Here is a 24974-nt window from a genome sequence, read left to right as displayed (position 1 = left end):
AATGTGGGCAAACGCACCCGTAACGGGAAGAAGATCAGCGCGTTCCCGCGCTCGGGCTTTCGGACGGATCGGGTGTCGGTGGCGCGGCGGTGTCCAGCGGTTCCTGGTCCACCACCACCGGGCCGGCCAACTGCACGCTGGCCGGCGCCGGCCCGGGCGGGGCGGCCAGCTTCAGCGACCCCGCCTCGGTCCGGACACCGGTCGGTGTGCCGTCCCGGTCGTAGCAGTAGATGCCGACGTCCAGCGGGGCGTTGAGCGAGGCGGACGTGGAGTCCACCGAGTAGCAGGTGCCGGTGAAGCCCCGAGGCGTGTCGGCCGGAGCGACGGCGAGCGGCGCGCGCCGGTCGGTGAGCACGTCCAGCCAGTCGGTCAGCGGGTGCTGAACCCGGGGATCCAGCTTGCGCGGGAGGGCGTCGTCGCGCTCGCCGAGGCGTACGCAGTGCGCCGGCTCCGGCCGCCCGGCCGACGGCAGGGCGCACTGGAACAGCCCGTCGGCGGTGGCGGCCAGCGAGACGTCGACGGTGCCGCCCAGCGCGCCACCCGGCACGTCGACCCGCCAGCCGCCGTCGTTGGCGCTGGTGAACACGATCGTCCGGTCCGGTTGGCCGGCCTGGCTGTACACGTACTGCGCCACCAGGTGGCGGTCCTGAGCCGCGGCGGCCAGCGCGGCCAGCTCGTCGCGGGCGGCGGCCACCTCGACCGGCCCGGGATCGGTCGGCGGCGGCGGGGATGGGGGCTGCTCGCTGGTGCAGGCGACCAGGAGAGTCGGCAGGGCGAACACGAGCGGCCCGAGCACGCGGCCGGCCGAGCGGGTGAGGACGGGCACCGGCCCATTCTGGTGGGTGCGGACGGGCGGCGGGGGCCGCCGTGCACCGGGCCCGGTCCGGCGTGTCGGGCGGGCCGGGCCGGCGTACCTCGGGGACCTGGTGGGGCGCGGCAGGTCGGCCCGCCCTGGGGCCGTGCGGGCCGGATGGTGGGATCACCTGACCCGGCGTCGTTACCCGCCGGATACCCTCAAGGGGTCTGACACGCGCCGCCGGCCCCGGTTCCGGCGGCGTCGGCACGCTCAGGGTCGCTGGGAGGGAGTGCACGGTCGTGGCACTCGTGGTGCAGAAGTACGGCGGGTCCTCCGTCGCCAACGCCGAGCGCATCAAGCGGGTGGCCGAGCGCATCGTCGCCGCCCGCAAGGCCGGCGACGACGTGGTGGTGGTGGTCTCCGCGATGGGGGACAGCACCGACGAGCTGCTCGACCTGGCCAACCAGGTCAGCCCGCTGCCGCCGGGCCGTGAGCTGGACATGCTGCTCACCGCTGGCGAGCGGATCTCCATGGCGCTGCTGGCCATGGCCATCCACAACCTGGGGTACGAGGCCCGGTCGTTCACCGGCTCCCAGGCCGGCGTGATCACCACCTCGGTGCACGGCCGCGCGCGGATCATCGACGTCACCCCCGGGCGGCTCAAGGGCGCGCTCGACGAGGGTTCGGTGGTCATCGTGGCCGGCTTCCAGGGCGTCTCCCAGGACACCAAGGACGTCACCACGCTGGGTCGGGGCGGTTCGGACACCACCGCCGTGGCGCTCGCCGCCGCGCTGCACGCCGACGTCTGCGAGATCTACACCGACGTCGACGGGATCTTCACCGCGGACCCGCGGATCGTCCCCAACGCCCGGCACATCCGGCAGATCACCTACGAGGAGATGCTGGAGCTGGCCGCGTGCGGCGCGAAGGTGCTGCACCTGCGTAGCGTGGAGTACGCCCGGCGGGCGGGGTTGCCGATCCACGTCCGTTCGTCATACTCGACCAACACCGGCACGATGGTCACCGGATCGATGGAGGACCTTTCCGTGGAGCAGGCACTGATCACCGGCGTTGCGCACGACCGCAGCGAGGCGAAGATCACGATCGTCGGCGTGCCCGACGAGCCGGGCGCCGCCGCGCGGATCTTCGACACCGTCGCCGGCGCCGAGATCAACATCGACATGATCGTGCAGAACGTCTCCACCGAGGGCACCGGCCGGACCGACATCTCGTTCACCCTGCCCAAGACCGACGGCCCGACCGCGATGGCCGCGCTCAGCAAGATCCAGGAGTCGGTCAAGTTCAAGGGCCTGCTCTACGACGACCACGTCGGCAAGGTCTCGCTGATCGGTGCCGGCATGCGCTCGCACCCCGGCGTGGCCGCCGGTTTCTTCGCCGCCCTCGGCGCGGCCGGGGTCAACATCGAGATGATCTCCACGTCCGAGATCAGGGTCTCCGTGGTCTGCCGGGACACCGACCTCGACGCCGCGGTCCGTGCCATCCACGACGCCTTTGAGCTGGGCGGCGACACCGAAGCCGTGGTCTACGCGGGGACGGGTAGGTAGCGCCGATGACGGCGCTGCCCACCCTCGCAGTGGTCGGAGCGACCGGTGCCGTCGGCACCGTGATGTGTGAGCTGCTCACCGGGCGTCGCAACGTCTGGGGTGAGATCCGCCTGCTCGCCTCCGAGCGTTCGGTCGGAAAGCGGGTGCGTTGCCGGGGCGAGGATCTCGTCGTCCAGGCGCTGACCCCGGAGGCCTTCGACGGCGTCGACGTGGCGATGTTCGACGTACCCGACGAGGTCTCCGCCGAGTGGGCGCCGATCGCCGTCGCCCGCGGTGCGATCGCGGTGGACAACTCCGGTGCCTTCCGGATGGACCGGGACGTCCCGCTGGTGGTTCCGGAGATCAACCCGGAGCAGGTCCGCAACCGACCCCGGGGCATCATCGCCAACGCCAACTGCACCACCCTCGCGATGATCGTCGCGGTCGCGCCGCTGCACCGCGAGTACGGCCTGCGCGAGCTGGTGCTCGCCTCCTACCAGGCGGTCTCCGGGTCCGGTCAGGCCGGCGTGGACATCCTGCACGACCAGCTCGCCAAGGTCGCCGGGGACCGCGCGCTCGGCTCGCGCACCGGTGACGTCCGGCAGGCGGTCGGCGACGACCTGGGTCCGTTCCCGGCGCCGCTGGCGCTCAACGTGGTGCCCTGGGCCGGCTCGCCGGCCGACGGTGGCTGGTCGTCGGAGGAGATGAAGGTCCGCAACGAGTCGCGGAAGATCCTCGGCCTGCCCGACCTCAAGGTCTCCGCCACCTGCGTGCGGGTGCCGGTGGTGACCGGTCACTCGGTGGCCGTGCACGCGGTCTTCGCCACCGAGGTCGACGCCGAGGGCGCCCGCGAGGCGCTGCGCAACGCCCCCGGGGTGATCCTGGTCGACGACCCCGCCGCCGGAGAGTTCCCGATGCCGATCGACGCGGTGGGCACCGACCCGTCCTGGGTCGGCCGGATCCGCCGCGCCCTCGACGACCCGCGCGCCCTCGACCTCTTCATCACCGGCGACAACCTCCGCAAGGGCGCCGCCCTCAACACCGCCCAGATCGCCGAACTCCTGGCCAAGGACCTGACGGCCTAACCGCCCTCCCTCTCCCCGCGCCGCCGCGCCCCCGCCCCGCGATCTTGCAGTTCCTGCCCTGACAAACGGGGTGAACCTCGCAAAAGCAGGACCTCAAGTGCAAGATCGCGAGGGTGGGTGGGGGAGGGGGGTGGGTCAGGCGGCGGCCAGGTGGACGCCGTCGCGGCCCTGGCGTTTTACCGCGTAGAGGGCCTGGTCGGCTCTTCGCAGGGTGAGGTCGGGGGTCTCGCCGGGGCGGGGCAGCGCCACGCCCACGCTGATGGTGCGGCCGGTACGGCGGGCCGCCTCGGTCAGTCGCTCCGCGATCCGGACCGCCTCCTCCGGGCGGCTCACCTCGATCACCGCGACGAACTCGTCGCCACCGATCCGGTACAGCTCGTCGCCGTGCCGCAGCGCACCCTCCAACGCCCGCGCCAGCCCGACCAGCACCTGGTCGCCGGCCTGGTGGCCGTACGTATCGTTGACAATCTTGAAGCCGTCCACGTCGATCGCCAGCAGGGCCGTACGCCCCGGGGTGGCCGCCGCGATCCGCCGCCCGAACTGGCCGGTGTGCCGCAACCCGGTCAGCGGGTCGGAGCTGGCCTGCTCCCGCAGCCGTGCCAGCGTGCGCAGCCGGTCCAGGCTGGTCCAGGCCTGCCCGGCGAGCAGTTCCATCAGACTGACCGTGGTCGGGTCCGGGCGCAGCAACCGCTCGTCGGCCACCAGCAGCACCCCGCCGGCGTCCGACGGCCCGACCGGTACGGCGATCAGAGTGCGCACCCCGGCCCGGGTCAGCGGCCGGTAGTCCTCGGTCGGAGGGTGCCCCGCCTCGCCCAGCGTGTAGCCGGCGCCGTACCGGTGCGCCCGGTCGACCATCCGGCCCAGCGCGGCCGGACCCGCCTCGTCCAGCTCGGCCCGGATCCGCGTCTCCAGCTCGCCCGCAATCAGCGGAGACGGCCCGAGCCCGGCACCCTCCGGGTCGGCGACCAGCAGTATCGCCGCGGAAAGGGTGGAGACCTCCCGGGCCGCGCAGGTCGCCGCGCCCATCACGTCCAGCTCGGTCGGCGCCGAGGAGAGCGCGGCGGCGTGCCGGAGCAGCTTCTCGCTGCGACTCTCCGCTGGCGTGCCGCCGAGTGCGACGATCCGCGCGCCGAGTCGGACGGCCACCCGCTCGGCGGTCTCCCGCCACGGCTCCAGGTCGACCGGCTCACTCCACTGCAGGTCGAGGACACCGATCGCCCGGCCCGCCGGGTCCAGCACCGGCACGCACAACTCCGCGGTCACGTCGGGGCGTATCGGCAGGTAGTCCGGGTCGGTGGAGACGTCCGGGACGACGGCGGTGCTGCCGGTGGCGTACACCCGGCCGACGATCCCGGTCCGCGGCGGCACGGTGGCGAAGACCTGCCACGCACCGGTCGCCGCGACGCAGCGCAGCCGGTCGTGGACATCGAGCAGCACGGAGATGGTCGCGGGGGTGTGGCGGGACAGCGCGTTGACCGTCCACCGGCAGGCCTCGAGAGCGCTCGACGCCATCGGCAGGCGGACGGTGACGTCACGGATGACTCGCTGATGATCCACTCGCACGTCGTTCCAGGTAGGGGAGGGGCCGGCCGGCGCCGAGCCGCGCGATCAAGCGTACTCACGGTGGCTCGGAGTCGATCTGTCTTCGTACACATGTGCCATCCACAGGCTGTGGACAGGGCCTGTGGGCGCAGGGACCCCGGAGGATGTCGACCAGCGATAGCGTGGAGTTCCCGGCGCCGAGGAGGCGGGCTCATGCTCATCGCCCAGCTCAGTGACCCCCACCTGACCACCGGCGTGCTCGCCGCCGAACCGGCCGCCGGGCTGCACCGCGCGCTCGGCCGGGTGCTGGCGCTGCGCCCCCGACCCGACTGCGTCGTGATCACCGGTGACCTGGTCGACCACGGTCGGCCCGACGAGTACGCCGCGCTCCGCGAGCTGATCGGCCGGTTCCCGCTGCCGGTGCACCTGGTCACCGGCAACCACGACGACCGGGAGTCGCTGCTCGACGCGTTCGGCGGCACGCCCTGGCTGGGCGGCGGGTTCTCCGCGTACTACCACGTCGACCACGAGGCGGCGACCGTCGTGGTGCTCGACTCGCTCGTCCCCGGCAGCGACGGCGGTCAACTCGGCGAGGAGCAGCTCGGCTGGCTCGACGGGGTGCTGGCCGGGCGGCCCGAGGTGCCCGCCGTGGTCTGCCTGCACCACCCGCCGGTTGCCGTCGGCATCCCGGTGGCCGACGGCATCCGCCTCGCCGACTCCGACGCGTTCGCCGAGGTGATCGGGCGGCACCGGCACGTCGTACGGGTCGCCGCCGGGCACCTGCACCGGCCGGTCACCACGGGGTACGCCGGCACGGTGCTCACGGTGGCGCCCAGCACCTGGCGGCAGAGCACGCTCACCATGAGTGCCGACGAGCAGATCGGCTGGGTCGCCGAGCCGACCGCCTTCCTGCTGCACCTGGTCGAGCCGGGCGGCTGCGTGACGCACACCGTCCAGGTCAGCCACTCCGCCGGCCAGATCTGCGGCTTCTGAGGACACCCGTCGTGGTCGGCGCCGAGGAGCGGCTGGTCTGGTACGTCGCGTACGGCTCGAACATGCACGCCGCCCGGCTGGCGTGGTACATCGGCGGTGGCTGCCCGCCCGGCGGGCGACGGACGTACCCCGGCTGCCGGGACCCCCGCCCACCGAGCCGATCGGTGCCGGTGTCACTGCCCGGCGGGATCTACTTCGCCGGCGAGTCCGGCGCCTGGACCGGCGGCATGGCGTTCTACGACCCGCAGTTGCCGGGCGTGGCCGCGGCCCGCGCCTACCTGGTCACCGTCGAGCAGTTCACCGACATCGCGGCGCAGGAGATGTACCGGCCGCCGGGCGACACGGCCGACCTCATCCCGGCGACGGGCGCGGCGATCGATGCGGCCGTCGCCGACGGACGGGCCACGCTCGGCCCGGGCCGCTACGAGACGCTGGTCTGCCCGGGCCACCACACCGGGCTGCCGATGCTCACCTTCACCGCTCCGGAGCCGGCGTCCGCCAGGCGGTGCCGGCCACCGGCGCCGGTCTACCTCGGCATGATCGCCCGAGGGTTGTGCGAGTCGCACGGCTGGCCGGCCGAGCGGATCGCCGACTACCTGGCGCAGCGCCCGGGGGTCGCTGACGGCTGGCCGGCCGGTGCCGTCGCGACGCTGGTCACCGAGGCGCTGACCACGGCCTGACGCGGGGTCACGGTGCCGGCCGGCGTCGCGGCCCGACGGTGAGCCGTCGCGGGCCGTCGGCTCACGAGGTCGCCCGCGTTCGCACCGCCTGTCCCGTCCTTTCTGGACCAGCGGCGGGGTCCACCAGCAAAGGACCCTGTTGGCGCCGATGGATGCGGGCGGTTGTGCATATCTGCAGCTCTGATGTGCCGCCCGGCTCGACCGGTCGGCGTCCGGATGAGAGGCTGTCCGGGCGGGCGGCGATCCCCACCGCCGGCATCCGCGATCGACCCTTCCGACGGCGTCGGTCGGCGGCCCGGTCGACCCACAGTCCGGGCACCGCACGCGCCGATTCTCACGAGGAGTTCCATGTCCATCCCCGGGATGCGTCGGGCCGGCATCGGCCTGACCGCACTCGCGGTGGCCGCGCTCGGCGCGGTCGCCACCACCCCCGAGCAGGCCGACGCGAGGCCGAAGCCGGTCGACGTCACCCTGCTGGCCCTCAACGACTTCCACGGCAACCTCGAACCCCCGACCGGCTCCAGCGGCAGCATCGCCGGGCAGGCCGCGGGCGGCGTCGAGTTCCTTGCGACCCACCTGGCCGAGCTGCGCGCCGCCGCCAAGAAGCAGAACACCATCACGGTCGCCGCCGGTGACCTCATCGGTGCGTCGCCGCTGCTCTCCGCCGCGTTCCACGACGAGCCGACCATCGAGGCGCTGACCATGGCCGGGCTGGACTACGCCAGCGTCGGCAACCACGAGTTCGACGAGGGCGCCGCCGAGCTGCTGCGGATCCAGAACGGCGGCTGCCACCCGGTGGACGGCTGCGCCGACGGCACCCCGTACCGGGGCGCCGGCTTCCAGTACCTCTCCGCGAACGCGTTCAAGACCGAGACCGGTCGTCCGCTGCTGCCCCCGTACGCGATCCACAAGGTGCAGGGCGTCAAGATCGGCTTCATCGGGATGACCCTGGAGGGCACCCCGCAGATCGTCAGCCAGCAGGGCGTCGCCGGGCTCACCTTCGCCGACGAGGCGGTCACCGCCAACCGGTACGCCCGCGAGCTGCGCGCCAAGGGCGTGGAGACGATCGTCGTGCTGCTGCACGAGGGTGGTGCCCAGGCCGCCACCGGCGGCATCAACGACTGCGTGGGTCTCACCGGCCCCATCGTGGACATCGCCAACCGGATGGACCCGTCCATCGACGTGGTGGTCAGCGGGCACACCCACCAGGCGTACAACTGCGACATCAACGGCAAGCTGGTCACCAGTGCCAGCTCGTTCGGTCGCCTGGTCACCGACATCGACCTCAAGATCGACCGTCGGACCGGTGACGTGCTCTCCGCCGGCGCGGAGAACGTCGTGGTCACCCGGGACGTCGCCAGGGACCGGAAGCAGACTGACCTGATCGACCGCTACAAGACCGTGCTCGGCCCGGTCGCCGACCGCCAGGTCGGCGTGACCGCCACCGCGATCCCGACGACCCAGGAGAACCTGCTCGCCACCTGCTCGGTGCAGGTGCCGAACTCGTGCGGTGAGTCGCCGCTGGGCAACCTGATCGCGGACGCTCAACTGGCCGCCACCGACGACGAGCAGAACGCGGTCGCGGCTCTGATGAACCCGGGCGGGGTCCGCGCCGGCCTGGACGCCGGTCCCGTCACCTACGGGGAGGCGTTCACGGTGCAGCCGTTCGCCAACAACCTGGTGACGCTCGACCTGACCGGCGCGCAGCTCTACTGCGTGCTGGAGCAGCAGTTCGTCACCGGCCGGACGCTCTACCCGTCCTCGACCCTGCGCTACGTGGTCGACCTGAACGGCACCACCGCCACCGCGGCCGACCCGTGCGCCGGCACCCGCGTGGTCCGGGGCAGCCTCACCATCGGCGGCACCGCCGTCGACCCCGCCGCCACCTACCGGATCACGGTGAACAACTTCCTGGCCGGCGGCGGCGACGGGTTCAGCGCGCTCACCGCGGGCACGAACCTGGTCACCGGCATGATCGACCTGGACGCGTTCGTGGCGTACCTGACCGCGCAGTCGCCGGTCTCCGCTCCGACGCTGGACCGGATCCGCACCACCGCCGAGGTCCCCGCCGCCTGACGGACGACCCCGCGACGACCGGGCCCCGGAGCATTCGCTCCGGGGCCCGACCCGTCTCCGACGCATCCCACATGCCCCAACGCCCGGGTTGCTGCACGGACCCGCCCGCCGTGTGGCCCGGTCCGGCCCAGCCTGGGTCAGGCCGGGACGGAGGCCGGGTCGGGTGCGGTCGGTGCCGTCGTCGTCCGGCCGTCCTGGGCGGCGGTGAGCAGTCGGCGCAGGGAGAGCGCGACCAGCGAGGCGACCAGGCAGCCGCCGACGACCGTCGCCACCCAGACCTTGCCGTCGGCGGCGCCGAGGAGCGGGCCGGCGGTGACCGGACCGATGACGCCGCTGATCCCGAAGATCATCGAACTCATGGCGTTGTAGCGCCCGCGCAGCTCGTCGGTGGCCAGCGCGTTGGTCAGCGCCGGCATCACCGGCGACAGCATCGTCTCGCCGAAGCCGAAGATCGCCGAACACGCCACCACGCACAGGGCGGCCGTCACGGCGTTGCCCGCGCTGACCAGGCCGCCGGCGCCGAGGACCAGCCAGGCGGCGGCGAACACCGCCCCGACCACGGCGAGCGCACCGGTGCGGCTGCGCCCCTCGATCCGGCGGATGACCAGGAGCTGGGCGAGCACGATCATCACCGTGTTGGCCGCGAGCGCCCAGGCGACCACCCGGGGCGTCACCTCGACGACCCGCACGGCGTACGCGGCGAAGCCCACCTCGATCTGGGCGTACCCGCAGGTGGTGAGGACCAGGCCGAAGATCACCAGTCGGCGGAACGGACGGTCGCGGAGCACGGTCAGGTAGCCGCCGGGTGAGGGTTCGTTGCCGGTGCGGCGCTTGCCGAGCCGGTGGCCGACGCCGGGCAGGGTGAGCAGGATCAGCGCCGGCATCAGGTAGCTCACCGCGTCGAGCACGTAGATCGCCTGGAAGGTCCCGGGTCGCGCCGTGTCGACGATCGCGCCGGAGGTCATGCCGCCGATACCGATGCCGAGGTTGAGCAGGGCGAAGTTCAGCCCGAAGACGCGCTGCCGTTCGTCGTCGTCGGTCAGGGACGCGAGGATGGTGTTCTGCCCCGACCAGATCGCCGAGCTGCCGATCGCGACCACGGTCATGACCAGCAGGGCCGAGCCGGTCGAGTGGACCAGCGCCAGCGAGCCCGTGCCGACCGCCTCGATCAGCAGGCACGGCACCACCACCCGGCGGGCACCGAACCGGTCGATCAGCGTCCCGCCCAGCGGCGACAGGGCCAGGGTGACCGCGCCGTACCAGCCGATCACGAGCCCGGCGCGGGTGTCGGTGAGCCCTCGCACATCGGTCAGGTAGATGAACAGGAACGGCAGGGTCAGGCCGCGCCCGATCGCCGACAGCAGGGTGCCGATGAGGAGCCGGCGAGCTTCCGAGCGGCGGGGTAGGGCGCGACGCAGCATGACCCGCATTCTGTTCGCCGGGTGTGACGTCGCGCGAACCGTTTTGGCGGCACCAGGCTGCGGCCGGGGCCGTCGGGTGACCAATCGCACGATGATCCACTCAGCTCGACGACGATCCGTCGATGTCCGGCGGGTCTGCGATGCTGGGCCGATGACCGGCACCTGGCGACACCTGCCCGCATCGGCCCGCGAGATCGCCGGTGCCGCCACCGAGGCGGTCGAGGCCGCGAAGGCCCAGGACAGCGAGGCGTACGAGGTGGCGGTGGCTCGCCTCGCCGCCGCCGAGCGATCGGGTCTGGTCCTCGGTGCCGTGGTGCGGCTGTTGCTGGAGGAGACCCACCCGGACGGGCTGGACGGCGACGATGTCCGTCAGGTGCTGGAGCAGTGCGTCCGGGCGGCCGCCCCGTGGCGACCGGACGTCGACCCGCATGTCGTGCTGGTCCTGCTGGCCGGGGCGCTCGGCGTGTACGACCCGGGCGACGACGACTCCCCACCCGATTCCGTTGCGCTCGCTCGGCACGCCCCGCTGCTCGTGGCCGATCTGCTGGCGCTGACACCTCGGCCGTTCGACGCGTACCTGAGCGCGGCGTTCGCAGAGATCGAGCGCACCGAACGCCACGACTGACACCTCGGGCCAAAGGGCCGAGGGCATCGACCGATCGGCGCTGCTCGCAGCGAGCGGTGTCACGCTACGCTCACGCGCACTTGATCGACTCTGCCACGGGGGCTGTTGATGGACAAACGTAGATGGGTTGGGCTCGCGGTCGTACCGCTGCTTGGTGGCGCGAGCCTGGTGGGGCCGGTGGCGCCCGCGGTGGCGGCAGCCCCGGAGCCGGCTGCCCGGGCGGCGACCGCTCCGGGCAACGAGCTGTACGTGAGCAGCCAGGGCTGCACGTCAGGCGCGGACGGCAGCGAGTGGGCGCCGTACTGCACGATCTCGGCGGCGGCGGCCGTGGTGCAGCCCGGCCAGACCGTGCTGGTGCAGCCGGGTGAATACCCGGAGTCCGTGGACCTGACCCGTTCGGGCGCCGAGGGCGCCCCGATCACCTTCCGCGCCGTCAACACCCTGAGTGGCCCGATCAACGTCGGCAACCTCGGCGCCACCGTCGTGGGCAGTGTCTTCAGGATCGCCAACGTGCACGACGTCGTCGTTGAGGGCTTCCACGTCGTGGGAACCACCGGCGCCACACCCGTCGTGGTCGACACCTCGACCCGGGTCACCATCAACGACATCGCCACCCGCGCATCGGGTGCCTCCGCGGCGGTACACGTCACCGGTAGCTCGCGCGCCATCACCATCAGCCGGTCCTGGCTGAACGGGTCGGGAACCCCGGCCATCCGGATCGACGCGGATGTCAGCGGCAGCAAGGTCGTCGGCAACCAGCTGTACATGGGCGGCTTGCTGGCCGCCGGCGCCGACACGGTCGTCACCAACAACACCGTGATCACCAACTGCGTGCGGGGAATCGACGCGACCGCCACGTCGACCGGTCTGTCGATCCAGAACAACATCGTGCGTACCAGCCCGTTCCACGGCGCCTGCAAGACACCGCAGGATGCCATCGCCATCGCGGTCGGCGCGTCGGCCGCCAGCGGGGCCGTCGCCGACTACAACCTCATCGACCCGATCAGCGGTGGTCCCAGCTACCACTGGGCCGGTACCGCCTATCCCGACCTTGCGTCATTCCGGGCGGCCACCGGGCAGGGCGGGCACGATCTCGCCGCCGACCCACTGATCGGCGCGAGCCAGAGTGGCCCCAGGGCCTTCCTTCCGGCCGATCCGGCCTCGCCCGCCGTCGACTCCGCGAACGCCGCGGCGCCGGGCGTCCCGGGCACCGACATGTTCGGCAATCCGCACAGCGACAACCCCGCCGTGGCGAACACGGGGACGGGCAACGGCTTCCACGACCGTGGCGCGATCGAGGTTCAGGGCCCGTTGAAGGACGGGCAGTACGACCTGCGGCACAAGGCCGGAGACGACTCCTTCGCAGTGACGGCGACCGGGATCCCGCAGTACACCTGGCCGGTGGACGGGGAGGGCGGGACCATCGCCTACCAGTTCGATGGCGCGCGGTACCCGCGGACCACCACCGCCAGCACGGTCGCGCACTCGTTCGGGAGCGCTGGCCGGAACTGCGTCTCCATCTCGATCAGCTACGACGGGTTCCGGCGAACCGACCCGAAGAGAGGTTCGCGCTGCACGAGGGTCGGGGCCCGCTACACGCCGTCCGCCCCGACCCGGGTGCTGGACACCCGGGCAGCGGTCGGCATCGCCACCACCACCCCGGTTCCGGCCAACGGCGAGGTCGTGGTGGCAATTCCCGCCGTCGGTGGCGTGTCGGCCGCCGACATCAGCGCGGTGGTGCTGAACCTGACCGTCACCGCGCCCACCGCGGCCGGCTTCATCGGTACCCGCCCGGAGGGTGGGGTCGTCACCACGTCGAGCGTCAACTTCGTCGCCAACGAGACGGTCCCGAACCTGGTCACGACGAGCGTGCGGGGAGGGGTCGTCCGGTTGGTCAACCGCAGCGGCGGCACCGTCCACCTGATCGCCGACCTTCAGGGCGTCTACAGCCGGCACGGTTCATCCGGGTTCATGCCGCTCGACCCGGCTCGGGTGCTGGACACCCGTACCGGTGCCGGCACCCCGCTGGCCGCGAACGGTGAGCGGCGGCTGGACCTCTCCGGGAAGCTGCCCGCGGACGCGACGGCGGCGGTCGTCAACGTCACGGTCACCGGGCCGACGACGGCCGGTGTGCTCACCGTCTACCCCGACGGGTCGCCCGTACCGCTGGCCTCGAACCTGAACTTCGTGGCTCGGCAGACCATCCCCAACCTGGTCACCGTGCCGGTGGTGGCCGGGAAGGTGATGATTCGCAACGTCAGTTCGGGGACCACCCACGTGATCGTCGACCTGGCGGGCTACTACGGCTCGGTCGCCTCCGGCGCCAACCAGACATACGTACCCTCCGAGGCGCGGATCGCGGACTCCCGCGTCAACGCCGGGTGGATCAAGGTTTACGACGGTCCGTTCAACCCGTTCGCCAAGGGCAGTGTCGCGGTCTTCGGGGAGTCGTGGTGCGGGCAGGAGTGCCCCCCGGTGACCGCCGCCGCGCTGAACCTCACCGTCACAGCGCCGACGGCAGGGGGCGTGCTGACCGCGTACCCCAGCGGGGTGGCGACCCCGAGCGCGTCCAACGTCAACTTCGTGGCCGGGGAGACGGCGTCCAATCTCGCCGTCGTGAGGGTTGGCGACGGGTATGTCGATGCCTTCAACAACAGCAGCGGGCAGACGCACGTGGTGGTGGACCAGTCGGGCTACTTCTTCGCCCCCGTGTTCTGACGCCTGCCGACGGTCCGCAGCGGCCGGGTACCGGGTCAACCCGGTACCCGGCCGCTGCGCCGTTCGACTCTGTTGTCGAGCCGATCGGTCCTGACGCGCGACCCGGCCAGCACTGCCCACATCGGTGTCTGTCACGGTATTCTCCGCGAACTTGCATGATCGACATTTGCACGGGGGCCCTTGATGGACATGCGACGTTGGGCGCGACTCGCGCTCGTACCACTGATCGGTGGCGCGGCCCTGGTAGGCCCCGCGGCGGCGCCCGCGCCCGCCGCGGCCGCACCGGTCACCGCGGCGGCGGTCGCCAACGAACTGCACGTCAGCGATACCTGGTGTCAGAGCACCGGAGACGGCAGCGAGCAGCGGCCGTTCTGCACCATCTCGGAAGCGGCGGCGGTGGTTGGCCCGGGCCAGACGGTGCTGATCCACCCGGGGGAGTACCGGGAGAGCGTGCGGTTCACCCGGTCCGGCACCGAGGGCGCGCCGATCACCTTTCGCGCGGTCAACGTCAACTGGCAGATGGCGCGAGTCGGCAATTTCGACACCACGTCCGTGACGGGCACCGTCCTCGATCTCGCCAATGTGCACGACGTGACGGTGGAGGGCCTGGTCGTGTTCGGGGCCAATCTCGCTGACGCCGTGACAGTGCGGGACTCCCGCCGGGTTCGCCTTGACAAGCTCACCGTCCACCTCGGCCTCGGCGGCCTCAGCGGGGTGCGGATCAGCGGCCAGTCCGACACGGTGATGCTCAGCCGGAGTGTCATCCGGGCCGCACAGAATCCATCCGTGTCCATTGAGCCCGGCGTGACCGCTACGACCGTGACCGCGAACCAGTTCGACAACTCCGGCCTCGTCGCGACGGACGCCGTCGGTCTGGCCGTCACCGGCAACACGGTCTACGTCGACTGTCGACGCGGCATCGATGTGGCCGGAAGCTCCCCGGGCGCCTCGATCCGCAACAACATCGTCGTCACCGCCCGGCAGCGCAAGCGCTGCTCCACCCCGACGAACGCGACCGGGATCCGGGTGTCCGCCCAGTCCGTGTCCGGGACCAGCACCGACTACAACCTGATCGAACCGCTCAGCGGCGGGGCACCCTACAACTGGGCGGGCATCGACTACCCGGACCTCGCCTCCTTCGTGACGGCGACGGGGCAGGCCACCCACGACCTCGCGGCTGACCCGAAGCTCACGTGGACGAACGCCCTGCACCGTGACTACCTCTTCACCCTGGGCGGGTCGCCGGCCCGGGACTCCGCCGACGCCACCGCCGCCGGTGCCCTGGACACCGACATGCTCGACGGTTCCTTCGCCGACGATCCGGGCGCGGCGAACAGCGGCACCGGCAGCGGCTACCGCGACCGGGGAGCGGTGGAAGCCCGATCGGCTGTCACCCAGGATCCGGTACGTGTCGAGCGCAAGGTGGGCGGCGGACCGCTCGACATCGTCGCGCGGGCCGGCTGGCACCAGACGTGGCCGGTCGAGCAGGATCGGGCCCAGTACGCGTATTCCCTCGACGGTGGGCACCTGTGGCGGGTGACCGACTCCGCCACTGCGGAGTTCACGCTGCGACGGGCCGGTGATGCCTGCGTCCAGGTGCAGATCAGCGTGTCCGACTTCCGGTCGCCCGCCGGAGGCGACGAGCGGGTCTGCACCCAGGTCGGCGCGCGTTACGTACCGGTAAGCCCGACCCGCCTGCTGGACACCCGAGCCAAGGTCGGTGTTCCCATTTCCCAGCCGGTGGCACCCGATGGAGTGCTCGAGCTGCCGATCGGCACCCTCGGTGGTGTTCCGGCCACGGACATCAGCGCGGTCGTCCTCAACGTGACGGTGACCCAGCCGGCGTCCGCCGGCTTCATCAGCGTCTTCCCGGCCGGCGAGCGGACCTCCGCCTCCAGCGTCAACTTCGTTGCCGGGGAGACAGTGCCGAACCAGGTCACCGTACCCGTCCGCAACGGGTCGGTCATGTTCCACAACGCCGGCTCGGGCAGCGTCCACCTGGTCGCCGACCTTCAGGGCTTCTATGCCGCGACCGGTTCCGGCTTCGCCTCGGCACCGCCGGTGCGGGTCCTCGACACCCGGGAGGGCGTTGGAGGCCCGATCGCCGCCAAGGGCACCCGGACCCTCGACCTCTCTGGGCGGCTGCCCGTCGGCGCGACGGCGGCCGTGCTCTCCGTGACGGTCACCGCGCCGAGCGCGGGCGGGGTTCTCACGGTCTTCCCGTACGGCTCGACGGCACCCACCGCGTCCAACCTCAACTTCGTCGCCGGGCAGACCATCCCCAACGTGGTCACCGTGCCGGTCGTGAACGGTCAGGTCAACATCTTCAACAACAGCTCCGGCACCACGCACGTCGTCGCGGACCTGGCCGGTTGGTTCAGCCCGGACGCCGCCCAGACGTTCGTACCGATCACGCCGACGCGGATCGTGGACTCCCGGGACAGCACCGGGCTGGCCGGCCGCGCGCCGGCCCCGCTCGCCGCGCGGGAGACCGTCCGGTTCGCGCCGTTCCGGAGCAGCGTGACCTGCGTGCCGGCCTGCCCGGCCCCGACCGCGATCGTGGGCAACGTGACCGTTACCGCACCGACCACGGCCGGCTTGCTCACCGTCTATCCGGGCGGGGGGCAGCGACCCACCGCCTCGAACGTCAACTTCGTCGCGGGCGAAACCGCGTCGAACGCCGCCGTGGTCGCGGTGGGCTCCGGCGTCGACCTCTTCCACAACAGCGGGGGTACGTCCCACGTCATCGTCGACCAGTCGGGCTACTTCATCGCCGCCGCGTCCTGACCGTTGCTTGAGATCTACTTTTCCTGGGGTTATCGATGACACGATCTGTGATGGCGCGATTCGCGCTCGTACCGTTGATCGGTGCCGCCGGCCTGGTCGGCCCGGCGGCGCCCGCCGCCGCCCGCACGCCGGCATCCGTGCCCGCCCTCGCACCAGCCGCCGCTGCCTCCGGCACCGACCTGTACGTCAGCAAGGTGGGCTGCACCATGGCCGGCAACGGCACCATCGAGGCGCCGTTCTGCACCATCACCCAGGCCGCGGCGGTGGCCGGACCCGGCCAGACGGTCCTGGTGCAGCCGGGGGACTACCGGGAGTCGGTGACGCTCACCCGGTCAGGTACGGACGGCGCCCCGATCACCTTCCGGGCGCTGAACGGGCCGGGCCTCAGCACCACCGTGGTCAAGGTCGGCAAACGGCGCGGTGCCAATGGCAACGAGAGTGCCTTCACCCTCACCGGGGTCCACGACGTCGTCCTCGATGGCTTCCTGGCCGCAGGCGACGGAACGGCCGAGGGGGTCCTCGTCAACGGTTCCAGCCGGATCACCCTCGACCGGCTCGTCGCCTCCGAGTACGACGCCCCCGCAGCGATCCGGATCACCGGCGCGTCCGAGCACATCACGGTGAGCCGCAGCTACGTCGGACCGGGCAGGGGCCTGGTGGTGGATCCGGGAGTCGCCGGGGCGCTGGTCACCGCCAGCACCTTCACCCAGAGCGGGATCACGGTGCGCGACGCGCCCGGTACGAAGATCGTCGGCAACACCCTGGAGACCGACTGCACCCTCGCCGTGGACGTCACCGGCACCTCGCCGGGCGTGTCGATCCGGAACAACATCCTGGAGACCGCAACCGGCCCCCTCAGTGACGCCGTGGCGTGCGAGGTGCCGTCGGAGGCGACCGCCATCGCCGTCTCAGCCGAGAGCGTTCCCCAGACAGTGGCGGACTACAACCTCATCGAGCCGGCCAGCGGCGGGCCGCTCTACCGCTGGGGTGCCACCGAGTACACCGGCCTGCCGGAGTTCGTCGCCGCCACCGGCCAGGGTGGTCACGACATCGCCGCCGTGCCGTGGCTGACGGCGACCCAGGCGTACGAGCGGCCGTACTACGAGATCTCCCGCCACTCTCCGGCCGTCGACTCGGCCGACGCCACCGCCGAGGGTGTCTCCCGTACCGACCTGCTGGACAACCCGCACACGGACAGCCCGGAGACGCCCAACACCGGCACCGGTCCCGGCTACCACGACCGGGGTGCCGTCGAGGCGCAGGGCCCGGTGACGGTGCGGGAGATCCCGGTCCACCACAAGCCCGGTGGCTCGCCCCTGGACGTGACCGTCGGCCTCTCGGTCACCGCCGCGTGGACCACCGACGGCCCGGTGGGCAAGGTGTCCCGCAGTTGGAGCGACGAGCCGTTCCGCCGGATCGGTCGGGTCGGGCCGGAGGACCGTCACTTCCGCAGGGCCGGCAAGGCCTGCGAAACCCACCAGGTGAGCTTCAACGACTTCCGGAGAGTCTTCGGGACCCCGGTCCTCACCTGCACGGTGGTCGGTGCCGCCTACACGCCCCTGCCACCGCAGCGGGTGCTGGACACGCGCGCCGCGATCGGGGTGCCGGACACCGTGCCGATCCCGGCGAACGCCGAGGTCGTGCTCGCGCTGCCGCAGGTCAACGGGCTCCCGGCGGCGGACATCAGCGCCGTGGTGCTGAACGTGACCGTCACCGCGCCGACCACCGGCGGGTTCCTGCGGGTCTATCCCGACGGCGCCACCCTGCCGGACGTGTCGAACGTCAACTTCGTGCCCGGTGAGACCGTGCCGAACCTGGTCACCGTGCCGATGACCAACGGCAACCTGCGCATTCGCAACACCGCCAGCGGCACCGTGCACGTCGTCGCCGACCTCCAGGGTTACTACTCGGCCAGCGGCTCCGGATTCCGGTCCATCGCCCCGTTGCGGGTCCTGGACACCCGCAACACGGGCAGCTCGCCGCTCGCACCGAACACCGGCCGGACGCTGGACCTGACCGGGCGGATTCCGTCGGGGGTCACGGCCGCCGTGCTCAACGTGACCGTGACCGCGCCGACGACCGGCGGTGTGCTCACCGTCCACCCGTACGGCACGGCGGTGCCGGTGGCGTCGAACCTGAACTTCGTCGCCGGGCAGACCATCCCCAACCTGGTGATGGTGCCGGTGGTCGACGGCAAGGTGGCCATCCAGAACGTCAGCTCCGGGCGTACCCATGTGGTGGCCGACCTCGCCGGCTGGTTCGGCGGCGGTGCCACCGACGTGTTCGTGCCGTTCGGCCCGCGCCGGATCTACGACAGCCGGGGAGAGGCCGGAGAGGGATGGCCGCAGTCGCCCTTCAGCTCGGCGGGAATCCCCGTGCCGTTCCTCGACCCCCTGGGCGACAAGACGGCACCGCGGCCGACGGCGCTGGTGGCGAACCTGACCGTCACCGCACCGACCAAGGGCGGCGTGCTCACCGCCCACCCGAACGGGTCGGACCAGCCGACCGCGTCGAACGTCAACTTCGTGGCCGGTGAGACCGCCGCCAACCACGCCATCGTGGGCGTCGGCGATGAGGGAGCCATCGTGCTGTTCAACAACAGCTCCGGCTACATCCACATGATTGTCGACCAGGCGGGCCACTTCATCGCCGGCACGCCCTGACCGTCGAGTGTCCACGGCCGTCCATCGTCCATCGATGGGCGGCCGTTCCACACACCCGTACCGGGGACCCGACAGTGCACCGGTCGGCGGCCCCGCATAGCCGAACGTCGGTATAGGCTCCCGTCCGCAGATGGTCGATCTTTCAGCGGGGGCTGTGATGAGAACAAGACTGTGGTCGCTTGCGCTCGTACCACTGGTTGGTGGTGTCGGCCTGGTCGGGCCGACGCCGCCCGCGGGAGCGGCACCGGCCGCCGGGCAGGCGGTGGCGAGCGGATCCGATGTGTACGTCAGCAGGGCCGGCTGTCCCTACCCTGGCCCGGGCGAGGGCACGGTCGACCGGCCGTACTGCACGATCTCGGCCGCCTCTGCGGCCGCGCAGCCGGGCCAGACGATCCTCGTGCAACCCGGCTCCTACGTGGAGAAGGTGGCGATCACCCGCTCGGGCACCAGCGACGCACCGATCACCTTCCGGGCGGTGAACGGTCCGAACGGCGCTGTGACGGTGAGCGCGCCCGCCTCCGGAGGCAACGCGTTCTCGCTCAACGGTGTGCATGACGTCAGGGTCGAGGGCTTCTCCGTGCGGACGTCGGGCGCCGCCGAGCCGGTCCTGGTCGACGGATCGACCCGGGTGACCGTGGACGGGCTCAGCGTCCGCCCGCTGTCCGGCGTGGTCGGGGTCCGTGTCACCGGGGCGTCCGGTGACGTCACCGTCAGCAGGAGCTGGTTCGGCGCCTCCGGTGCGCCCGGGGTGACGATCGGTGCCGGAGTGTCCGGTGCCGTGGTCACCGGCAACCAGTTCCGGGGTGGCCTGACGGTCACCGACGCGCCCGGCACGGCGATCACCGGGAACACGCTGGTGACCGGCTGCGCCTCGGGCATCACCGTGACCGGCTCCTCGCCGGGGGTGGCCATTCGGAACAACATCGTGCAGGCCGCCGACCTGTCGGGCAGTGCGCCCGCCGCCTGCGCCGACCCGGCCGCCGCCACCGCGATCACGCTCTCTGCGGCGTCCGTCGGGCAGAGCGTCGCCGACCACAACCTGATCGACCCGGCGAGCGGTGGCGCGCTGTACGCCTGGGGCGACACCGCCTACGCCGACCTCGCGGCGTTCCGCGCGGCGACCGGCCAGGGCGCCCAGGACATCGCCGCCGATCCGAAGCTCACGCCGCAGCAGGGTGCCGAGCGGCCGTGGATCGCCGTCGACCGCACGTCGCCGGCAATCGACTCGGCGGACGCGGGCGCGGTCGGCTCCGGCCCGCTCGACATGCTCGGCAACCCTCGCTCCGACGTGCCGGAGGTACCGAACACGGGCACCGGGTCGGGGTACCGGGACCGCGGCGCGGTCGAGGTCTCCAGCCCCTGGACCGGCAGCGACACCGTCACCGTCAGCCGGAAGGTGGGCGGTGGCCCGTTCGACATCGTGACCCGGCTGCCCTGGACGCGTTCGTGGCCGGTGGAGACGGCTGGCGGCACCTTCGCCTACCACCTGCTCGGCGATCGCTTCATGCAGCTCGCCGGCAGCCCGGTCCACGAGCAGACGGTGCGCCGGGCTGGCCAGGCCTGCGTGCGGGTGTACGCGAGCGCGAACGGCTTCCGGGTCGTCCCGGAGTTCGACCTGTACAAGGGTGGCTGCACGGTGGTCGGCGCCCGCTACAACCCGGTCACCCCGACCCGGCTGCTGGACACCCGGTCCGGGATCGGGACCAGCACCTCCGTGCCGGTCGCGCCGAACGCCGAGGTGCTGCTGCCGGTGCCGAGCATCGGTGGTGTGCCGGCGGCGGACATCAGCGCGGTGGTGCTGAACGTGACGGCGACCCAGCCGACGACCGGCGGATTCCTCACCGTCTACCCGGACGGCACCCCGCTGCCGAGCGCGTCGAGCGTCAACTTCGTCGCCAACGAGACGGTGCCGAACCTGGTGACCATTCCGCTGACCAACGGAACGATCCGGTTCCGCAACAGCAGCGGCGGCACCGTTCACGTGCTGGCCGACCTCCAGGGTTGGTTCGGCGCCACGGGTTCCGGGTTCAAGCCGCTCAACCCTGTGCGGGTGGCCGACAGCCGCGAGGGAACCGCCGGCCCGTACCTGCCGGACACGTCGCGGCAGATCGACCTGTCGTCCAGGCTGCCGGTCGACGCGACCGCCGCTGTCCTGAACGTGACGGTCACCGCGCCGACGGCCGCCGGCGTGCTGAAGGTGTTCCCCGGCGGGTCCCTGGTGCCGGTGGCGTCCAACCTGAACTTCGCGGCCGGGCAGACGATTCCCAACCTGGTGATGGTGCCGGTCGTCAATGGCAAGGTGAACATCTACAACCAGAGCTCGGGCACCGTGCACGTGATCGCCGACCTGGCCGGTTGGTTCGGCTCGACGGTCTCCGGCGCCGACCAGACCTACGTGCCGTACGGCCCGCGCCGGGTGGCCGACACGCGGGACGGCACCGGCCTGTCGTACCGCCCCATCGGGCCGGTCGCGTCGAACTCGTCGATCGGCTTCGCCCCGGCGAACGTGCAGAACAGGTCGTACTGCAGTAGCAGCAGCAAGGATTGCCCGACCGCGCTGATCGCCAACCTGACGGTCACTCGGCCGACCACCGCGGGCGTGCTCACCGCCTACCCATTCGAAGAGCCGCGCCCGACGACGTCCAACCTCAACTTCGTCGCTGGCGAGACGGCCTCCAACCTGGCCGTCGTCCGGGTCGGGGTGACTTCGGTGGCGCTGTACAACGCCAGTTCGGGCAGCACGGACGTGATCGTCGACCAGGCCGGCTACTTCATCGCCGCCGCCTCCTGACCGACCGTCACCGACTCGGGGCCGGCGCCGCTTGGTGGTGCCGGCCCCGGTCGTTTCCCCCCGCTGACCGATCGCGTTCCGACGCGGATCAGGCCGACCGCTCGGCCACCACCTCCAGGTACTCGGCCGGAATCCGCACGGTGCCGTCCGTGGACCGGTTGTGCGTCCGCGCCAGCTCCACCAGGTCGGCCTGCAGCTCCGGTCGCCGCTCTTCGGGCAGCGCCTCGAAAGCCTTCAGCGTCGGCCCGTAGTTGGCTCTGAAGAAGTGCGCGAACTCCTCCGGCGTACCGAAACGGAAGACGAACTCCCGACGTACCGTTCGCAGTTCTCCGACGGCCCCGCCGAGCAACTCGCGGACCCGGTCCTCGTCTCCCCACTGGACCGGCGGGCGCAGCCCCGCTGGCGGCGGCACGTGCCGCCCCACCGTGCGGAAGAGGTCGCCGATGAATCCCTGCGGCGTCCACGACGCCAGCGCCACCGTGCCGCCGGGCCGGCAGACCCGGACCAGCTCCGCGGCAGCCCGCTCCTGGTCCGGCGCGAACATCACACCGACGACGGAGAGCACGGCGTCGAAGGAACCATCGGCGTACGCCAACCGCTCCGCGTCACCGGCCACGAAGGTGACCGGCAGTCGCTCCGCCGCCGCCCGGGCGTGGCCGCGCTCCAGCAGTTCGGGTACGTAGTCGACGCCCGTCACCAGGCAGCCGCAGCGCGCGGCGGCGATGGCGGCGTTGCCGGTGCCGGTCGCCACGTCCAGCACCCGGGAACCGGCCGACAGGTCGGCCGCCGCCACCAGCCATTCGGAGATCGGATGGATGAGCGCGGCGACAGCGCCGTAGTCGCCGCTGGCCCAGGTCACCTGCTGTCGTGCCTTGACGGTGCTGAGATCGATTGCGGTGCTCATCGGTGGTCCCCCCTCGGACGGTTCGCTGTGCCACCGACGCTAGGTGCCGCCCGAGGCCGGGGGATCGGCAGAAACACCTATCTTGGCCGCACCAGGCCGCCGCACCACAGGTTCTGATGTCCGCGCCCGGGGCGGTGCCGCTCGGTGCCCCGGTCATCAGACGGCCACGTCCTGATACCTGCCCCCGGGCACGGCAGGTCCCGGCCTGGTGGCAGTCGTTGCGGTGGTTGCGATACCTCAGAGGCATGAATATGCCTCTGAGGTATCACGCGTCTTGCCGAGACCGGCCGGGGGAGCGCCTCGTGGTGCGTGGCCGGGTGTGACGCCGGGACGGTCGAGCGACCTGACGCCGAGGCGGCCTTCTGTTCGGTGCAGGCCGCGATGACCTGTGGCCCGCACTCAGGCATCGACCAAGACAAGGTCACCGGAACTCGTGAACCACTTCAATCTTGCCGATGATGTGGTCGTTGAACTCTTCCAGCTCCTCGCCTGGCACCCACAACTCCAGGATCGTCTGCCCACCGACCTGCTGGACGGGATAGCGAGCAACGAAGGCGGAATCCACGCCGAACCTCGTCACGTAGCCCACGCCTGAGGCCGCGACGTTCCAGTCGCGGGCGATCTTGACCGCGTAGTCCTCGTTCAGCACCGGGTAGAAGATCGGCTGGTCCGGCAGTCGCGGCGGCCAGCGACGCCAACCGGAGGCAGCGACCAACTCAAGCTCCCTCGGCCCTGTCGGACGCCACAGGACCGTCACATCACGCTGCCCACCGCTGCCAGACACGAGCCGAGTCTCGCAGATGGTGATCTACAGGTCGTGCGGAAATAAAAGCGTCCACTTCGCCGGTAGCCGGCTGTCCGACTCCATGTGACGGGTCGTTCGGCGTCTCACCGTCAGAGGCCTGGTCCCGTCCTCCCGCCCCTCGACACGGCAGCCTCGATACGTAGCAGCAGGCCAGCGATCACCAGCAGCGCACCGGCGAAGAGAACCTCGTCGTCGTAAAGGCCGACAAGGCCAAGAAAGACAAGGACCGCTCCAATGGTCGCGCCCGCTGTCCCGAGGCCGCCGACGATCTCTCCATGCCTTCTGTCCACGGCGGCAGCTTAGACGCCACATGATCCACCGACAGAAAGCACTGAGGGCACATCCATGGATCGGATGTGCCCTCTTGCCTGGTCGGGGTGGCCGGATTCGAACCGACGACCTCTTCGTCCCGAACGAAGCGCGCTACCAAGCTGCGCCACACCCCGAGTGGTGCCGACAAATAGTAGCCCACCCGCCCCGATGGTCAAACTCGGTACCCCCGCGCACCGGACCGCGCCCCGAGCAGCCAAGATCCGCGCAACTTCACCGATGTTGTGGCCTCCCGACGCCGCGAGTCGCCTACATCCCTGATGTTGCGCGGATCTTGACGCCGGACGCGCCGGGACGCCCGAGGCGTCCCGGGATGCGTCAGCGGGGGATCAGGGTGAGGATGCTCGCCTCCGGGGGGCAGGCGAAGCGGACCGGGGCGGTCGGGTGGGTGCCGAGGCCGGCGGAGACGTGGAGCCAGGAGTCCGAGCCGGGCCACCGGTGCAGTCCGCGCGCCATCGAGCGGGGCAGCCCGCAGTTGGTCACGAGCGCCCCGGCGCCCGGTACGCAGACCTGCCCGCCGTGGGTGTGCCCGGCCAGCAGCAGCCCGAAGCCGTCGGCGGCCATCTGGTCGAGCACCCGGGGCTCGGGGGAGTGCGCCAGCGCGATGGACAGGTCGGCCGAGGAAGAGACCGCGCCGGACACCGACTCGTAGTCGTCCCGGTCGATGTGTGGGTCGTCCACGCCGACGAGGTCGAGCTGCCGGCCGCCGGCCTTCAGCGTGGTCCGGGCGTTGTTGAGGTCCACCCAGCCGGCACCGGTGAACACCTGGCGCAGTTCCTCGTAGGGCAGTTCGGTGCCCTCGGTGTACTCCCGGTCGGGCAGGAAGTAGGTGAAGGGGTTCTTCCACACCGGCCCGGTGTAGTCGTTGGAGCCGAACACGAAGGCGCCCGGGTAGTCGAGGAGCGGTTGCAGCGCCCGCAGCACCCCCGGCACGGCGCCCGGGTGGGCCATGTTGTCGCCGGTCACCACGACCAGGTCCGGGTCGAGGGCGGCCAGCGACGCCACCCAGCGCTGCTTGCGCGCCTGGTCGGGCATCATGTGCAGGTCCGACAGGTGCAGCACGCGAAGCGGTTCCGCGTCGGCCGGCAGCATCGGCACGTCGTACCGCCGCAGGGTGAACATGTTGCGCTCGATGAGCGACGCGTACGCGAGGGTGGCCGCGCCGACTGCGGCGGTTCCGGCGGCGAGTCGGAATAGTGTGCGCTTTCGCATGG

At 71.6% G+C, this 24974-nt stretch carries 17 protein-coding genes and 1 tRNA gene; 10 read left to right on the top strand and 8 right to left on the bottom strand.

Annotation, left to right across the window (positions count from 1 at the left end; all coding sequences use genetic code 11):
* Nucleotides 1-34 precede the first annotated feature (34 nt).
* Entirely contained in the window at nucleotides 35-826 is a 792-nt protein-coding gene (locus M8C17_RS16810) for a hypothetical protein (protein WP_252417411.1), read from the bottom strand.
* A 269-nt stretch (nucleotides 827-1095) separates the two neighbouring features.
* Here M8C17_RS16810 and M8C17_RS16805 point away from each other — a divergent pair, with 269 nt between their 5' ends.
* Both M8C17_RS16805 and M8C17_RS16800 read left to right on the top strand, forming a co-directional pair.
* A complete protein-coding gene (locus M8C17_RS16805; protein ID WP_252417410.1) occupies nucleotides 1096-2361 on the top strand; it encodes an aspartate kinase in 1266 nt (421 codons plus the stop codon).
* Between the two features lie 5 nt (nucleotides 2362-2366).
* A complete protein-coding gene (locus M8C17_RS16800) occupies nucleotides 2367-3425 on the top strand; it encodes an aspartate-semialdehyde dehydrogenase (RefSeq protein WP_252417409.1) in 1059 nt (352 codons plus the stop codon).
* Between the two features lie 135 nt (nucleotides 3426-3560).
* Here M8C17_RS16800 and M8C17_RS16795 read toward each other — a convergent pair whose 3' ends face one another.
* Nucleotides 3561-4982 carry a diguanylate cyclase gene (locus M8C17_RS16795; protein ID WP_252417408.1) on the bottom strand — a complete coding sequence of 474 codons (1422 nt, stop codon included), beginning with the start codon at nucleotides 4980-4982 and terminating at the stop codon, nucleotides 3561-3563.
* Between the two features lie 198 nt (nucleotides 4983-5180).
* Between M8C17_RS16795 and M8C17_RS16790 the strand changes: the two genes are divergently transcribed.
* The 3 genes from M8C17_RS16790 (at nucleotide 5181) to M8C17_RS16780 (ending at nucleotide 8716) form a co-directional block, all read left to right on the top strand.
* Entirely contained in the window at nucleotides 5181-5960 is a 780-nt protein-coding gene (locus M8C17_RS16790; RefSeq protein WP_252417407.1) for a phosphodiesterase, read from the top strand.
* A gap of 11 nt (nucleotides 5961-5971) precedes the next feature.
* Nucleotides 5972-6640 (top strand): histone deacetylase, encoded by a 669-nt coding sequence (locus M8C17_RS16785; protein ID WP_252417406.1) that lies wholly within the window; start codon nucleotides 5972-5974, stop codon nucleotides 6638-6640.
* 348 nt (nucleotides 6641-6988) lie between these two features.
* Nucleotides 6989-8716, top strand: coding sequence for a bifunctional UDP-sugar hydrolase/5'-nucleotidase (locus tag M8C17_RS16780; protein ID WP_252417405.1), 1728 nt, complete (start codon nucleotides 6989-6991; stop codon nucleotides 8714-8716).
* A 137-nt stretch (nucleotides 8717-8853) separates the two neighbouring features.
* Here M8C17_RS16780 and M8C17_RS16775 read toward each other — a convergent pair whose 3' ends face one another.
* A complete protein-coding gene (locus tag M8C17_RS16775) occupies nucleotides 8854-10137 on the bottom strand; it encodes an MFS transporter (RefSeq protein WP_252417404.1) in 1284 nt (427 codons plus the stop codon).
* Nucleotides 10138-10288: 151 nt separating this feature from the next.
* Between M8C17_RS16775 and M8C17_RS16770 the strand changes: the two genes are divergently transcribed.
* From M8C17_RS16770 to M8C17_RS16750, 5 genes are all read left to right on the top strand, one after another.
* Entirely contained in the window at nucleotides 10289-10762 is a 474-nt protein-coding gene (locus tag M8C17_RS16770; RefSeq protein ID WP_252417403.1) for a hypothetical protein, read from the top strand.
* Between the two features lie 108 nt (nucleotides 10763-10870).
* Nucleotides 10871-13480, top strand: coding sequence for a hypothetical protein (locus M8C17_RS16765; RefSeq protein WP_252417402.1), 2610 nt, complete (start codon nucleotides 10871-10873; stop codon nucleotides 13478-13480).
* Nucleotides 13481-13663: 183 nt separating this feature from the next.
* Complete coding sequence (locus M8C17_RS16760; protein ID WP_252417401.1) at nucleotides 13664-16267, top strand: right-handed parallel beta-helix repeat-containing protein; 2604 nt, start codon at nucleotides 13664-13666, stop codon at nucleotides 16265-16267.
* A 50-nt stretch (nucleotides 16268-16317) separates the two neighbouring features.
* Complete coding sequence (locus M8C17_RS16755) at nucleotides 16318-18930, top strand: right-handed parallel beta-helix repeat-containing protein (protein ID WP_252417400.1); 2613 nt, start codon at nucleotides 16318-16320, stop codon at nucleotides 18928-18930.
* 157 nt (nucleotides 18931-19087) lie between these two features.
* Nucleotides 19088-21721, top strand: a complete 2634-nt coding sequence (locus M8C17_RS16750) for a right-handed parallel beta-helix repeat-containing protein (protein ID WP_252417399.1) — start codon at nucleotides 19088-19090, stop codon at nucleotides 21719-21721.
* Between the two features lie 88 nt (nucleotides 21722-21809).
* Here M8C17_RS16750 and M8C17_RS16745 read toward each other — a convergent pair whose 3' ends face one another.
* From M8C17_RS16745 to M8C17_RS16725, 5 genes are all read right to left on the bottom strand, one after another.
* Nucleotides 21810-22625 (bottom strand): class I SAM-dependent methyltransferase, encoded by an 816-nt coding sequence (locus tag M8C17_RS16745; protein ID WP_252417398.1) that lies wholly within the window; start codon nucleotides 22623-22625, stop codon nucleotides 21810-21812.
* A gap of 421 nt (nucleotides 22626-23046) precedes the next feature.
* On the bottom strand, nucleotides 23047-23409 hold the full coding sequence (locus M8C17_RS16740) for a hypothetical protein (protein WP_374558530.1): 363 nt from the start codon (nucleotides 23407-23409) through the stop codon (nucleotides 23047-23049).
* Nucleotides 23410-23519: 110 nt separating this feature from the next.
* Nucleotides 23520-23720, bottom strand: a complete 201-nt coding sequence (locus M8C17_RS16735) for a hypothetical protein (protein ID WP_252417397.1) — start codon at nucleotides 23718-23720, stop codon at nucleotides 23520-23522.
* Between the two features lie 79 nt (nucleotides 23721-23799).
* A tRNA-Pro gene (locus M8C17_RS16730) sits at nucleotides 23800-23876 on the bottom strand.
* A gap of 202 nt (nucleotides 23877-24078) precedes the next feature.
* The gene (locus tag M8C17_RS16725; RefSeq protein ID WP_252417396.1) at nucleotides 24079-24972 is read right to left on the bottom strand and encodes a metallophosphoesterase; all 894 of its coding nucleotides are present in this window, start codon (nucleotides 24970-24972) and stop codon (nucleotides 24079-24081) included.
* Nucleotides 24973-24974: the final 2 nt, after the last annotated feature.

The organism is Micromonospora sp. RHAY321, assembly GCF_023896955.1.
Lineage (GTDB): Bacteria > Actinomycetota > Actinomycetes > Mycobacteriales > Micromonosporaceae > Micromonospora.
Note: the sequence above shows the minus strand (reverse complement) of the source record. Positions and strands in the feature narration are given on the sequence as shown.